Origin of the sequence: Microcoleus vaginatus PCC 9802 (assembly GCA_022701275.1) — a bacterium.
GTDB classification, from domain to species: domain Bacteria; phylum Cyanobacteriota; class Cyanobacteriia; order Cyanobacteriales; family Microcoleaceae; genus Microcoleus; species Microcoleus vaginatus_A.
Window position 1 is genome coordinate 3,772,668 of record CP031740.1, and the last position, 13,258, is coordinate 3,785,925.

13 protein-coding genes and 1 pseudogene are annotated in these 13,258 nt (G+C 48.0%); 8 read left to right on the top strand and 6 right to left on the bottom strand.

The window, feature by feature from the left end:
• Positions 1–65 precede the first annotated feature (65 nt).
• Entirely contained in the window at positions 66–1,769 is a 1,704-nt protein-coding gene (locus tag D0A34_15360) for an FAD-dependent oxidoreductase (GenBank protein ID UNU20070.1), read from the bottom strand.
• A 93-nt stretch (positions 1,770–1,862) separates the two neighbouring features.
• On the opposite strand from D0A34_15360, the gene D0A34_15365 reads away from it, so the two are divergent.
• Positions 1,863–2,774, top strand: coding sequence for a calcium-binding protein (locus tag D0A34_15365; GenBank protein UNU20071.1), 912 nt, complete (start codon positions 1,863–1,865; stop codon positions 2,772–2,774).
• A gap of 286 nt (positions 2,775–3,060) precedes the next feature.
• On the opposite strand, the gene D0A34_15370 is transcribed toward D0A34_15365, so the two are convergent.
• From D0A34_15370 to D0A34_15380, 3 genes and pseudogenes are all read right to left on the bottom strand, one after another.
• Positions 3,061–3,657, bottom strand: a complete 597-nt coding sequence (locus D0A34_15370) for a hypothetical protein (GenBank protein UNU20072.1) — start codon at positions 3,655–3,657, stop codon at positions 3,061–3,063.
• A gap of 45 nt (positions 3,658–3,702) precedes the next feature.
• Positions 3,703–4,878 carry a bifunctional diaminohydroxyphosphoribosylaminopyrimidine deaminase/5-amino-6-(5-phosphoribosylamino)uracil reductase RibD gene (gene ribD, locus D0A34_15375; protein UNU20073.1) on the bottom strand — a complete coding sequence of 392 codons (1,176 nt, stop codon included), beginning with the start codon at positions 4,876–4,878 and terminating at the stop codon, positions 3,703–3,705.
• Positions 4,879–4,980: 102 nt separating this feature from the next.
• A pseudogene (locus D0A34_15380) lies at positions 4,981–5,103 on the bottom strand (LysR family transcriptional regulator).
• A gap of 96 nt (positions 5,104–5,199) precedes the next feature.
• Between D0A34_15380 and D0A34_15385 the strand changes: the two are divergent.
• Both D0A34_15385 and D0A34_15390 read left to right on the top strand, forming a co-directional pair.
• Positions 5,200–6,060, top strand: coding sequence for a deoxyribodipyrimidine photo-lyase (locus D0A34_15385; protein ID UNU20074.1), 861 nt, complete (start codon positions 5,200–5,202; stop codon positions 6,058–6,060).
• A gap of 97 nt (positions 6,061–6,157) precedes the next feature.
• A complete protein-coding gene (locus tag D0A34_15390) occupies positions 6,158–6,571 on the top strand; it encodes a hypothetical protein (GenBank protein ID UNU20075.1) in 414 nt (137 codons plus the stop codon).
• On the opposite strand, the gene D0A34_15395 is transcribed toward D0A34_15390, so the two are convergent.
• Together D0A34_15395 and D0A34_15400 are read right to left on the bottom strand one after the other, a co-directional pair.
• Positions 6,453–6,743, bottom strand: a complete 291-nt coding sequence (locus D0A34_15395; protein UNU20076.1) for a hypothetical protein — start codon at positions 6,741–6,743, stop codon at positions 6,453–6,455. The two genes, D0A34_15390 and D0A34_15395, sit on opposite strands and share 119 nt — an antisense overlap.
• On the bottom strand, positions 6,713–7,252 hold the full coding sequence (locus tag D0A34_15400) for a cyclic nucleotide-binding protein (GenBank protein UNU20077.1): 540 nt from the start codon (positions 7,250–7,252) through the stop codon (positions 6,713–6,715). The genes D0A34_15395 and D0A34_15400 overlap by 31 nt, the downstream gene beginning before the upstream one ends.
• Positions 7,253–7,400: 148 nt before the next feature.
• Between D0A34_15400 and D0A34_15405 the strand changes: the two genes are divergently transcribed.
• From D0A34_15405 to D0A34_15425, 5 genes are all read left to right on the top strand, one after another.
• Positions 7,401–7,697, top strand: coding sequence for a hypothetical protein (locus D0A34_15405; GenBank protein UNU20078.1), 297 nt, complete (start codon positions 7,401–7,403; stop codon positions 7,695–7,697).
• Between the two features lie 213 nt (positions 7,698–7,910).
• The gene (locus D0A34_15410; GenBank protein ID UNU20079.1) at positions 7,911–9,020 is read left to right on the top strand and encodes a hypothetical protein; all 1,110 of its coding nucleotides are present in this window, start codon (positions 7,911–7,913) and stop codon (positions 9,018–9,020) included.
• 281 nt (positions 9,021–9,301) lie between these two features.
• Positions 9,302–9,631: a hypothetical protein gene (locus tag D0A34_15415; protein UNU20080.1), complete on the top strand. Its 330-nt coding sequence runs from the start codon at positions 9,302–9,304 to the stop codon at positions 9,629–9,631.
• The gene (locus D0A34_15420) at positions 9,624–9,965 is read left to right on the top strand and encodes a type II toxin-antitoxin system PemK/MazF family toxin (GenBank protein UNU20081.1); all 342 of its coding nucleotides are present in this window, start codon (positions 9,624–9,626) and stop codon (positions 9,963–9,965) included. Before D0A34_15415 ends, D0A34_15420 begins: the two co-directional genes overlap by 8 nt.
• Positions 9,966–10,029: 64 nt before the next feature.
• Positions 10,030–13,149, top strand: coding sequence for an SMC family ATPase (locus D0A34_15425; protein ID UNU20082.1), 3,120 nt, complete (start codon positions 10,030–10,032; stop codon positions 13,147–13,149).
• Positions 13,150–13,258: the final 109 nt, after the last annotated feature.

The following is a 13,258-nucleotide window of genomic DNA, read 5'->3' on the forward strand; positions in this document are numbered from 1 at the left end:
CCACAAGAATTAGATGCGCGTTGCTCAAAGCCACCACACAAGAATTAGATAAGCACCTTCCGAGATTATCTAATACTCGGCTTTCTATTCCTAAGATTCCGCGCTCCGGGAACTTTCCGGCTAGGACGGCGATTGTTCAAATTACTCGCTGTTCGAGCATTCAAAGCATCAGCAGAAGGTATCAAACCTAAGTCTTGCAAAATTTCAACAGCCGCCCTTTGTCCAGTTTCGCAACCGCCTTCCATGTAACCTTGATTTTCCAGCGAAGTGTGTTCCCCGGCAAAATATAAATTGCCAACTCGTTCGCCTTCAACGCCGTACATTTGTGTCCACTGTCCCACTAAATAGCAGGCATAAGAACCTTTGAAAAAGCGTTCTCCCGGCCAATAAGCTCGCACAGCTTTGCCCGATCGCAAATTTCTCACTCCGGGAAAAACTCTTTCAAATTGGTTCAAAAATCTTTGTGCTTGGTCTTCGGGAGTTCCGGCACCGATCGACAAACCCTGCTTTCCTCCTGTAAAATTAGTAACTAAACCGTTAGGAGTAGGGGCGAAAGGCGTAGCTTCCCAGGTATTCTGGAATCCTAAATCGCTATAAACAGAAGCAGTCGAGCGATAAAGTTCTCGCCAAATTCGGCTGCGGTAGCCAGTAATTAACTTAGAATTAGTACCGTAACCCAACTGCTCGATCGCCCTGCGCTTTGGTTGGGGCAAAGGTACGTTAATTCTAACGTCTCGCAGAGTGCTGAACGGCAAAGTTAATAAAACTCGCTCGTAAGTGCGCTCGAACGCGCTTTGTCCCGATCGCAAATTTACCCGATAGCGGCCATCAGGCAAAAGAGTAATCGCTTCCAAAACCGTCCCCGCCTCGATCGAACCAGACAATTGACCCGCCAAACGGTTGATAATTTGACTATTACCGCCGTCAATTTGATAACGCTCATCGCTGTTGCCGTACAATTCAAAACTGCCCGCCTCAGAACCGATTAAAAACAGCAGATTTAACGCCGACTGTTCTTCAGGATCTCGACCGTATTCAGTCGTGTAAGCAATGCGGAGTAACTGCCGGACAATCGTGCTAGTCTCAGCTTGGTCTACATATTCAGCGATCGAAAGATTGTCCAATCTTTCCGCTGCTTCCGTAAAATCAAGATAGCTAATTTCATCGCCAACCGTCTCCAAATCAGCAGTAATTTTACTCGCTAGCGGCGCAAAATCTGCGATTATTTGCTCAAGAGAAAAGCGGCGCCCTTGAAAGAAAAAAGTATCCTTCACCAGTCCACTCTGCACTTGGGCTAAGTCGATCGCCCGCAAACCCAATTCCGACGCCAGCGAGATTAAATTAGTGTGGCCGGTGTCAATAAATTCTCCCCCCAACTCTGCCGGAATCAGCGTTCCAGCCACCTTGGGAATAGTGCGTATCCGCCCCCCCACGCGGTTAGTTGCCTCGATTATATCGGCGCGCACGCCCGCTTGGCGCAAGCGATAAGCCGCCGTCAAACCCGCAATTCCCGCACCCACAACCAAAATGGGCGATCGTCCGCCCTGTTGAGCAAAAGCTCCCCCTCCCTCCCTGGTAAAAGTCACAGCAGCGACAGCCCCCACAGCAGCTAAGCCCCCGTGCAGCAAGCGACGCCGAGATATGGGAGAATTGGGAATGCCAGCGCTCAGCATCCCCAGCAGTTCATCAGCCGGAATGCCCGTTTCCCTTGATTTCTGAGCAATACTCGCAGCGCGGCGCAGCATTGCCATCAGTCCAGATTTAGCCATAATTAAGACATCCTCACAAAACAAAACTTTGATGTAAACTGGATTCTCGATCGTCCACTTTCCAGACTAAAGTCCAGAGAGATTTTTTTAATAATGCTAACCCTCAGAACACTGTTCGACAGCAAATTTTATCTCGAAAACAACCCAGATGTCGCCGTAGCAGTTGCCAGAGGCACGGTATCGAGTCCCTTCGATCACTACCGAAAAATTGGCAAATTTGAAAATCGCGACCCCAATGCCCTGTTCGACGCCAGCTATTATTTAGACACCAATACAGATGTAGCGACATCAGCGAAACTCAACGGTTTTTCAGGCGCCGATCACTTTATCAGATTCGGTCAATTTGAACGACGCAATCCCAACCCTTTCTTCGATGTTGGTTTCTATTTAGCAAGCAACCCAGATGTTCAGACAGCAGTCCAAACCAATCAATTTACCCCATTTGAACACTACTTCAAAGTCGGTCAATTAGAAAACCGCAAAGCCAGCGTTTTCTTCGATCCCAGCTTTTATCTAGAAAAATATCCGCTGGTAGGAGCAGCAGTCAATAGCGGCGCAGTTAAAAGTGCGATCGACCACTACATTCAATTCGGTCAACAAGAAGGACTGTTAAGCATTATCCCCGATCCCGCAGACAATTTGAACGCGGCAAAAAGCCTGGGCATTCTGACAGAAATTCAAACGGCGAGCGATTTTGTGGGAGCTGCTGAACCAGCCGACATTTACAGTTTTATCCTTAATACTCCCAGCCTTTTCAGTGTAACTGTTGACGGTTTGAGTGCAGATGTTGATGTTGAATTAATTCAAGATATCAACGGCAACGGCGCAGTTGGATCAGACGATCTGATTGCTTCGTCTAACAATTTAAGCACGGCTTCAGAAACGATTGTCAGCAATGGGCCTTTACCTGCGGGGATTTATTTCGTCCGCGTTTCTCAATTTCAAGGCGATACAAATTATGACTTGAGATTGCTTTCCGCTCCTTCTCCCACGCCGCTTCTATGACATGAGGGTTTACACTCGAAGGCAGTCCAAATCAGAAGGTGGAAGACAGAATGCAGAATTAAAGAAAAATTTATAATTAAATAATTCTGCGGGTTTGTCAGTTAGATACTGTCCGGTTAATGACTTATAATATAATTGTTTGTTGTCACCCTCTTAAGAGAAGAGAAGACTTAAGTCCTCACTACAAACCTAATTATAAATTTTTGACCGTACTTGATATTAAAACAAACAATTCTCTCTTCCATCTTCCATCTTCCAGTGGGCCGATATTTCACTTATTAGTTTCTTACCCCCTGGGAGAGGGCAAAGATTGAACAGGTGCCGGAGGCCAATTAGAGCGACTTCTGGTTAGAGTAGTAGACACCAAAGCATAGCCCAAAACAGCGGGAAGCACGATCGCACTCAGAAACACGATCGCCGCAGCCCAACTCATCGCATTCGATATCGGGCCGTAATGAGTGCGGTAAGGGTCAAAGGTGGGTAAATTAGGCCTCGGGGCGTCCCGCAGCGCGATCGGACGTTTGAACCGCACCCGCCTGTCATCGAGCTTTTCGAGCAAAATCCAGCCAACCTCCGCCTCTTCGCGGCACAGCTTGTGAAAAATCGCAGGATTGCGAAACAAATCGTTGCTAGCCCGCACAATCTTGTACTCCCAAACCGTCAAATCAACAGCATTAGGAGCGGGTTTGGGATTGCCATTGGATGGCGCATTTTCAGGCGCATTAAAATTATCTTCTTGAGATTCGTACCGAGTCAAAACTTCCTCCTCCTCATTGTATTTTTGCCACGCAGCCAATTGCTCGCGGCTCACCAATACACCCGCGAGCGCCGCCTCCAAGCCGAGACTGCCAACCATCAAACTCCAAATCAGAATTTCAACCATAAAAGGAGTTAAAAATCAAAAACTAGAAAGACTCACTTTTAACTTTCAATCTTTAATTTTCAAATAGCCTTCCACCAAACAATCTGCACCCACTGCGCGCCAAGAAACCCGCTCTAAAGCCAAAGCATCAGTCATTGCCGAAAACCCCAAATCTCCTACAGGAGTTGGAGCTCCTTGGCCACCGACAATTTTAGGAGCAATAAAAGCCATAATTTTTTGAACTGCACCCTCAGCAATTGCCTCGGCCGCCAAAGTGCCGCCACACTCCCAGAGTACAGAAAGAAAAGATCGATCGTACAAATAAGCCATAACATTAGTCGGCGTCAGCGGCGACAATTCCACAACTTCCACCCCTTTTGCGATCAAAAATTCCTGAAATTCGCGGTTAACCCCAGGCTCAGTCAGCACCAAAGTAGCCGCCACAGAGGTTTCCCACAACCAAGCCGACTTCGGCAAATCCAAAGTGCGACTCATCACCACCCGCAGAGGATTATTCCTATCAGGCTGGTGGCTCGTCAGTAGAGGATTGTCCAGACGCACCGTATTTCCCCCAACAATCACTGCATCGCAGCCGACGCGCACCCGGTGTACCTCGCTCCGAGCCTCCTCGCCTGTCACCCAAGCGCTGTGCCCGGTACTGGTAGCAATTTTACCGTCCAAAGTCATTGCATATTTCAAAATTCCAAAAGGCCGGCGGTACAAAATTCGGTGTACAAAAGCCTCGTTGAGTTTCTGGCAAGCTTCCCCTTCCACTCCCGCCACCACTTCAATGCCAGCCTCTCGCAACCGGGCCAGCCCAGTTCCAGCTACCAAAGGATTCGGATCGACCATGCCAGCCACTACTTTTGCCACCTTGGCCTTAACTAAAGCTTCGGAACAGGGAGGAGTCCGCCCGTAGTGGTTGCAGGGTTCCAGGTTCACGTAGACGGTCGCTCCTTCGGCGAGTTCCCCCGCTTCCCGGAGCGCAAAAACTTCGGCGTGAGGTTGACCCGCACCGGGATGAAACCCTTCGCCGACAATCTTGCCGTCTCGGACAATTACAGAACCGACAAGGGGGTTGGGTGCGGTTTTGCCGAGAGCACGGCGAGCCAATTCTATGCAGCGGCGCATCATGGCTCGATCGAACTCTTGAATTTCGCTGTTGTCCAGTTGTTTTGTACCTTGCTGCTGTCCGTTAGCTAAGCTGGCGATCGCTTGAGCGTCCGCCGGAAAAGTTTCCATAAGATTTTGGTATGATATCTATCCCTGAGTGTACTGACTTTGATGTTAATTTTGGCTGCGATCCGACGATCGATTGCGGCTGGGGCAAACTGTACGTTACCACTGAGATATTGCACCATTCTCAATTAGCCTTTTATGAACAGGCAAGATGCCTGTTCCACAAGAAAACTTATCTTTTGTGGAACAGGCATCTTGCCTGTTGCTGACAATGGTGCAAGATGTGAGTTACCAGGAGCGAAGGGTCAATTTACGCGATCGGGCAGGCACGCCCCAACAAATAGCTTTAACATGAGGAAAGAATAGCAGGCGCTTGAAAAAACCATGAGTCAGGACATGAAGCGGGAATTTGCCAGCCGCGACGAATTAATTGCCTACGTGCGTGAACAGTTCCCCGAAGCCGCCGCCCGGGACAGCAGCGTACCCCCAACCCCAGGCGGGCGGAAAGCAGCCGAGACAGCCCTGCAACAAGTCGATCCCGGCAAGTACGCTTCAACCCGCAATTTCCTCAACGGTGCGATAACGCGCTTGTCACCCTATTTACGCTACGGAGTTTTGAGTCTGGCGGAAGTCCGGGATGCCGTGCTGGAGAAGGTGCGGCATCGAGAAGAGGCCGTAAAACTCGTCAACGAGTTGGGTTGGCGGGATTATTGGCAGCGACTGTACGCGGAATTGGGCAACGGGATTTGGCAAGACCGGGAACCCTACAAAACTGGCTACACTGCTAAAGATTACAGCGAAACTCTGCCGGAGGATGTCATTGAGGGATCGACTGGTTTGTTTTGCATCGACAGTTTCAGCCGCGAGTTGCGAGAAACTGGTTATTTGCACAATCACCAGCGGATGTGGACTGCCGCTTATCTCGTACACTGGCGCCGCGTGCGCTGGCAAGCCGGAGCTCGCTGGTTTTTGCAACATTTGCTAGATGGAGATCCGGCGAGCAATAATCTTTCTTGGCAGTGGGTAGCAAGCACTTTTAGTCACAAACCTTATTTTTTTAATCGGGAAAATTTGGAGCGTTACACTAAGGCGGTTTATTGTCGCGATTGTCCTATGTACGGGCAATGCGATTTTGAGGGAACTTACGAATATTTGGAAGGGCAGTTGTTTCCTCAGGGAGAAAAGGTCGATCGTAGCGGCGGTTCTAAAAGTTGGCAGGACTTTCAAAAGCGCCGGAAAAATTAAGGAAGTTCGGCAACCGATTCGCTTTCTTCGGATTTAACGGATTTAACACCAATTCTCAATTACCAATTCCCAATTCCCAATTCCCAATTCCCAATTTATGAACAATCCGATTATTTGGCTGCACGGCGACTGCTTGAGTCCTGAAGGCCCGGCTTTTAAAGCGCACCCAGAGGCACCGGCAATCTGGGTTTGGGATGACGCGCTTATTGATGAATGGCAGTTGAGTCTCAAACGAATGGTGTTTATTTACGAATGTTTGCTGGAGTTGCCGGTAGTTATTCGGCGGGGCGATGTGGCTGCGGAAGTTATCGCTTTTGCTAAAGAATCCGGCGCGAATCAAGTGGTGACTGCGGAAAGTCCCAGTCCTCGGTTTCAGGATATTTGCCGCGAAATTAAGCGATCGCACCCTGTAGAAGTTTTGCCGCCCGAACCCTTTGTCCGCTACGATGGTTACATTGATTTGAAGCGTTTTTCTCGCTATTGGCGCGTCGCTGAAAAATATGTTTTCTAATTGTAATTGTAATTGGGAATTGGAAATTGGAAATTGAAAAGAGGTGTTCTTTTCTCTTCTTCCCTCTTCCTTCTTCCCTCTTCCTTCTTCCTTCTTCCTTCTTCCTTCTTCCCTCTTCCTTCTTCCTTCTTCCCTCTTCCTTCAACTCCCCTTCAAACGCTCCAACAGCCATTGAAATCTCGATGCCGCCAAATCAGGATTTTCGACATTTTGCGGGATGGCGTCCTCGTCGTCGGGCTCTTGATACATTAAACCATCACTATCATCGCCGAAGCGCTGGACTGTACCCCGCAGTCTCGACGACAGAAATTTGGTAATCGCCCGATAAAACCGCAGGGAAAAAAGCACGTCTTGCTCGAGTTTTTCAGTTAGCAGCCGCCGGGGAATTGACAGGATGACGCACTCTTCAATTGCCGTGACGCTAGCAGAAGGAAGCCTCCCGTCTACAAAAGACATTTCGCCCAAAACTTCCCCGGCAATAATTTTTCCAATTTCTTTGTCGCCCAAAGATGATACAGCAACGCTCAAAGTTCCCTCCAGAACTATGTACAGGGCGTCTAAGGGCTTACCTTCGGTGATCAGAGTTGTGCCGGGGAGGATTTGGGTGCGGGTGCCGTTGGCGAGCATCCAATCGATGTCGCGATCGCTCAATTCGCCTAAGATGACTAGAACTTTGCTCATAAAGTCAGGTTGAGATGAGATAATTTGTATTTTTTTACTTGTTTAGTTGCGTGGTGTTGTTAGATGGTCAGACCCTGAGCGAAAGCGAAGGCTAAACTTTACAAATAGAACACTAATTTTTACACAATTTTCATAATATTCAGTAATTTTGACACTATCGAGCCACAAATATTTCTCGGATCGGTGGTATTATTCTACATTAATTGTCACGGACTGTGCAGCAGCCGATCGCGTTGTTTTAACTGCACTTGCTTTGGACGGCGGGGCTGCCAAAACTGTTTTGAAAGCTTGTTGTCTCTTGGTTTCGAGCTGGTGCGCCCTCAAAAACCGGATTTTTCCGGCGTGGCTGCGAGTGCAGCGCCCCCAAGTACAGTATTGTAGAATGCCAGCCAGACGCGCGATCGACCTCTCAATTAAACAGGAGCAAGGGTGCAATCATCCCTAGGATTGATTTTTTGCCGATCGATCTGTAAATTAAAATTAGCCTCTAAACCCACCGTCCGTTCTTGAATCTAATCAGCTTGAGAGTTGACTATTCAACGGTAAAATGGCAATCTAGGAACAACACAACTCATATTTGTGTCTTTTTTTAGCAAAGCTCTTGACGGTCGCCCTCAAACACTTACACTTTTAACACACCCTTCATTGAGGAGTATCTATGAATAGTCTATTTTCCAAGTCTACTTTTGCGTTAATAAATCTTGCAGCTTTAGCTGTTTGTTGCAGTACCATGTCAGCGAAAGCTGAAACTGGCAACTTGGCCGATGTCGCTACAACTGCAACAATAGCCGCTCAAAATATTGACCAAATTTCTGAGCCGACAGCAACTTCAGCAGTTAAACCCGACGCAGAAACAACGGCTAGTAATAAAAAAATTGATTCTATCAGTTGGAGCGAACTAGCAGAAGCGGCAGAGCCAGTCGCCTCTGAACCGGCAGCAAACTTGGAAGTATCTATTGCTGCACCCGAAAAATCGGAAGCAGCAACATCTGAAATTGCTGAGACAGAAACAGCGCAAAATACCTCCATTGCTGCTGAGACTGAAAATTCGGAAGAAACCGCTAAAATTGCTGATAATGGTGTCGAAGTGCAGTCAACAGTCGAGACTGCCAAAAAGAGCGATCGACCTACCTCAATTGTTGCCGAGAGCAATAATCTTGAAGTAACCGCAACGAAGGACGAAAAAGAAGTCCAAACAGCACAAGAATTGTTGAGCAATCCTGTCAGCACTTCCGCCTCAGCTCTGACCAACCAACCGAAAGTTGCTGAAAAACCGGCAACTGCCTCAGAAGCAACTGAAAAAGTGGCTCAAGGAACTCCAATCCGACCAGGCCGAGCAACCCGTTCTGGACCCAGCTACGTCGGCATTGGCGGCAATCTAGGTTTTGGCGGAGCTACAGCCTTAGGGGAAGGTTCATTTACGATTATTAGCAAAATCGGTTTGACGAACAATTTGTCGGTGAGACCGACTCTTTTGTTGCGGGACAAGTTAACTGTTCTAGTTCCCCTTACCTTCGATTTTGTATCTCAAAATGCCGTCGAAGTCAGCGAGGAATTTGTGATTACTGCGGCTCCTTATGCAGGTGCTGGCGTGATAGTTTCTACCGGCAAGGACGGTCATTTTGGCTTCCTGATCTCAGGGGGTGTAGATGTGCCGCTGTCGAGAAATTTTACAGCAACAGCGGGACTGAATGTTGGTTTTATCGACGGAGCTGAAGCGGGATTGTTAGTCGGTGTCGGCTATACGTTCCCGAATATTGCCAGGTAGTGTTGCTGTTTGAGCAAACGCAGGACAAATAAATATGTGCGGGGTTGGCTGTAGGAATACAGTCAACCCTTTTTGATTATGGAAAATCTGGCTATGCGATCGATGTAGGGTACGCCACAAGCAGAGAGCGCCGAGATTGATTTGTGTGAAAGATATAATGATGGTTGGATCGATCTTATATCTTGCACCATTTTCAATAAGCTTTTTATGGACGGGCAGGATGCCCATCCGACAATCAAATTCACTCTTTGTGGAACAGGCCGGAAAGCCTGTTCTTGAAAATGGTGCAAGATATGGGATCGATCGCACTTTCTCACAAACCACCCGCAAAAACCGTGACTAAAACAGAAATCTTAGCAGCACTCAAAAATCTGACAGCAGAAGAACGCCTAGAAATCATCGAAACAGCTTCGCGGATGATGCGCGAAGAAATAGAAGAAAAAGCCCAGCGCAAAGCCGAGAGAAAGCGGAGACTCAGAGCCGCAGCAGAAGCAGCAGTCAAAGATTATATGCCGGGAGGTGCTTTACATGATTTGTGGTCGCCTGAGAGCGAACCCTATTTTGACTCGGAGGAAGAATGCCTTAACGCAGGGATAAAAACTAATGCGTAGAGGTGAAATCTGGCTAGTTGCGCTTGAACCTACTGTGGGCGCCGAAATCGGCAAAACCCGTCCGGTAGTAATTGTCAGTGATGAAACGGTTGGAATTTTGCTGCTTGAAGTTATTGTTCCCATCACTGACTGGAAAGAGCGATACACCGAGAGAAATTGGATGGTTCGACTAGAACCCAGCGGCGAAAATGGCTTGACTAAAGTCTCCGCCGCCGATACTTTTCAAGTCCGTTCCGTTTCCCAACAAAGATTTGTCCGACAACTCGGAACCCTGTCCGAGACAATTATGGAAGAAATTGCAGAAGCACTGACAATTGTTCTCGATCTAGATTGAATAACTAGGCAACAGCGTACAAATAGTGTTATTTATAGATAGATTGTATGGCGCGATGGCCTAAATGATTCCTATACAACTTACACTCAAAAATTTTCTCAGCTATCGCGAAGCTGCTTTAGACTTTCGCGGCCTGCACACCGCTTGCATTTGCGGGCCTAACGGTGCTGGCAAATCCTCCCTCTTAGAAGCCATATGCTGGGCACTTTGGGGCTGTTGCCGCAGCGATACAGAAGACAATATCATCCACATTGGCGAAACAGATGTGCGCGTTGATTTCACTTTCTCCACCGGCGGCCAAATCTACCGGGTGATTCGCAACCGCCGGCGCGGACAATCGGGAAGTGTGGAATTTCAAGTCAGCTTGAATTCGGCCGTAACCGAGGAAAAACTTAATTTTCGCACGCTTACAGACAAAGGCCTGAGAACAACTCAGCAAAAAATCCTCGAACACATCAAACTAGATTACGATACTTTCATCAACTCGGCGTATTTGCGGCAGGGGCGAGCTGATGAATTTATGCTCAAAAAGCCGATCGAACGCAAACAAGTTTTAGCCAACCTGCTCAAACTCGACTCCTACGATACTTTATCCGAACAAGCCAAAGATACCTCCAAACAATTTAAAGCTCAAGTCGATCTACTCAAACAGAGTTTGCTAACCGTACAAGAGCAACTACAACAAAAAGAGACGATCGCCTCGGAACAAACTCAATTGCAGCAAGCAACCGATTTGCTTCAGCAGCAGCAGCAAGCCGACACAACCGAGTTACAGCAACTGCAACTCCAGCACCACAACCGCCAAACTTGGCAAAAACTCCTCGCCGGCCACCAGCAACAGCACTACAATATCACTCAAGAATGCCGCCGCTTGCAGCAAGAACTCAGCGCAGCCAAACAGCAGCAAAATGAGCTGCAAGCCCTCCTAGGGCAAGAAAAGGAAATAACAGCAGGCATCGCGTATTTCCACAGCTTGCAAGCCACAGAAGAAACTCTGGCGGGCAAATTTAAGGCTAACCAACAAGCCCAAAATCAGCGTCAGCAATTGCAAGAACAGCAACGGCAAGAACTGAGCTTTTTACAAAGCAAAATTCAGCAGTTGCAAGCTCAATTAGAGGTTTTAGAACAAGATGAAAAAGATGTTCTGGAAATTCTCAAACAGCAGCCGGAGGTTGATAAAGGACTCGCACAGTTGCAAGCAGTTCGATCGCGCCTCAACGAACTAGAGCAACTGCAACTGCAAGTTTCGCCGCTGTTACAACAGCAGCAGCAAAAGCAACAAAAGCTCGATCGCGCCCGCGCCGGTTTAACCGCCCGCTTAGACGAAATCAACCGACAGGTGCAAGTTCAGCAGCAGCAGCGACAGCCGCAATTACAGCAGGAAATCTCCGCCATCGCCAATCAAATTTTGCAGTTGGAAAACAAGCGAGTTTATCAGCAGCGAGTCCGCGAAAAAGGTCAAGAAAGGCACGACTTTCTAGGAAACCTGCAAGCCAAAAGCCGCGACTATCAAACCAGACTCGCCGAGATCGACCAAAAACTGCAACTGCTGCGGAAACATGAAGGAGAAAAAACCGCAGGCGAAGGTAAAGCCTCGAATTTTGCGGAAAACGAGCCATCGAATTCGCCTTTAATGGTGCGGGATGCAAATTTTGGCAATTGTCCTTTGTGCGATCGACCTTTAGACGAACACTACTGGAATTTGGTAGTCACAAAACACCACACCCAACAGCAGGAAATCTGGAACCAACTGTGGGTTGTCCGCGAACAGTTGGCCGTCTCTGAGCGCGAAATTCAAGTTCTCAGACATGAATACCGCGAACTAGAAGAGGAATTAGCGCCCTACCAAGAATTGCGGGAACGCCGCAGTCATTTACAAGCACAATTAGATAGCCTGGGCCAAGATGAAAACCGACTGCAAAGTATGCGTCAAGACGCTGCAGAAATAGAGCGGTTGCTACGCACCGGCGAGTATGCAGCCGATGACTTGGGCGAACTCCAGCAAATCGAACAGCAACTGCAACAGCTCAATTACAGCGATAGCAGCCACTCCCTCGCCCGCAGCGATGAAAAGCGCTTGCGGTGGGCGGAAATTAAGCAAGCTCAAATCAAAGACGCTCAGCAGAAACTGAATAAAATTAATGCCCGTCGCCCGGATTTGCAAACTCAATTAGCCACAGTACAGCAACAGTTAGAACAGCAAAAAAATAGCTCGGAAATACAGCAGCAAATTCTGTCTTTAGATAGATACATTGCAGAAGTTGGCTATAATTTGGAACAGCACGAACACGTCCGGAGCGAAATGCGCCGATCGCAGTTTTGGATCGCCCGCGCCGAAAAATTGCGATCGGCAACTCAGCAGTACCCGCAAGTGCAGCAGCGGGTTAATGAAATAGCAAATTCCATTGCAGTGCGCGATCAAGATTTGCAAGCTGTCAGCGCTCAAACTGCGGCGATGAACCAGCAATTGCAAGAATATCCCGATCCCACAGCCCGCATAAGTGCGATCGAACAGCAAATGAGTCGCCGCCGCCAGCAGCTAGACCAACATTTGGGAAGTCTCGGACGCCTCCAGCAGCAGCAGCAAAATCTAGAAACTCTGCAAGTTCAGCTAGTAGCTCAAAAAGAGCAAATGCAAGTTGCAAAACGCCAGCAGCGAGTTTATCAAGAGTTGGGTCAAGCCTTTGGTAAAAACGGCATTCAAGCTTTAATGATTGAAAATGTTTTGCCTCAACTTGAAGCGGAAACAAATCAGATCTTGTCGAGATTGAGCGCGAATCAATTGCACGTTCAATTTATTACTCAGCGGGCTGCTGCTTCTAAAAAAGCAACTAAATTGATTGACACCTTAGACATTTTAATTGCTGATGCTCGCGGTACTCGCGCCTACGAAACTTACTCGGGCGGTGAAGCTTTTCGGATTAATTTTGCGATTCGGCTGGCCCTGGCGAGACTGCTGTCTCAGCGGGCGGGCACGGCTTTGCAAATGTTGATTATTGATGAGGGATTTGGAACTCAGGATGCTGAAGGGTGCGATCGGCTGATTGCTGCAATTAATGCGATCGCCTCCGACTTCGCCTGCATCCTCACCGTTACCCATATGCCCCACCTGAAAGAAGCTTTTCAAGCCAGGATTGAAGTAAGCAAAACTGCTCAGGGTTCTTCCATCAGCTTGTCAATTTAAAAGGGTTGACGAGCCGGATGGAAGGAGGAGAAGAAAAAAAGTTAAAAATATCCGTATTTTCACCTTCTGTTTTCTTTGGGTCTTGGGTATTTTCACCTTCTGTTTTCTG

What these genes read in the sequence shown, in the direction of transcription:
- D0A34_15360 (UNU20070.1), bottom strand. Translation starts at nt 1,769, where the DNA reads ATGGCTAAATCTGGACTGATGGCAATGCTGCGCCGCGCTGCGAGTATT.
- D0A34_15365 (UNU20071.1), top strand. Translation starts at nt 1,863, where the DNA reads ATGCTAACCCTCAGAACACTGTTCGACAGCAAATTTTATCTCGAAAAC.
- D0A34_15370 (UNU20072.1), bottom strand. Translation starts at nt 3,657, where the DNA reads ATGGTTGAAATTCTGATTTGGAGTTTGATGGTTGGCAGTCTCGGCTTG.
- ribD (UNU20073.1), bottom strand. Translation starts at nt 4,878, where the DNA reads ATGGAAACTTTTCCGGCGGACGCTCAAGCGATCGCCAGCTTAGCTAAC.
- D0A34_15385 (UNU20074.1), top strand. Translation starts at nt 5,200, where the DNA reads ATGAGTCAGGACATGAAGCGGGAATTTGCCAGCCGCGACGAATTAATT.
- D0A34_15390 (UNU20075.1), top strand. Translation starts at nt 6,158, where the DNA reads ATGAACAATCCGATTATTTGGCTGCACGGCGACTGCTTGAGTCCTGAA.
- D0A34_15395 (UNU20076.1), bottom strand. Translation starts at nt 6,743, where the DNA reads ATGGCTGTTGGAGCGTTTGAAGGGGAGTTGAAGGAAGAGGGAAGAAGG.
- D0A34_15400 (UNU20077.1), bottom strand. Translation starts at nt 7,252, where the DNA reads ATGAGCAAAGTTCTAGTCATCTTAGGCGAATTGAGCGATCGCGACATC.
- D0A34_15410 (UNU20079.1), top strand. Translation starts at nt 7,911, where the DNA reads ATGAATAGTCTATTTTCCAAGTCTACTTTTGCGTTAATAAATCTTGCA.
- D0A34_15415 (UNU20080.1), top strand. Translation starts at nt 9,302, where the DNA reads ATGGTGCAAGATATGGGATCGATCGCACTTTCTCACAAACCACCCGCA.
- D0A34_15420 (UNU20081.1), top strand. Translation starts at nt 9,624, where the DNA reads ATGCGTAGAGGTGAAATCTGGCTAGTTGCGCTTGAACCTACTGTGGGC.
- D0A34_15425 (UNU20082.1), top strand. Translation starts at nt 10,030, where the DNA reads ATGATTCCTATACAACTTACACTCAAAAATTTTCTCAGCTATCGCGAA.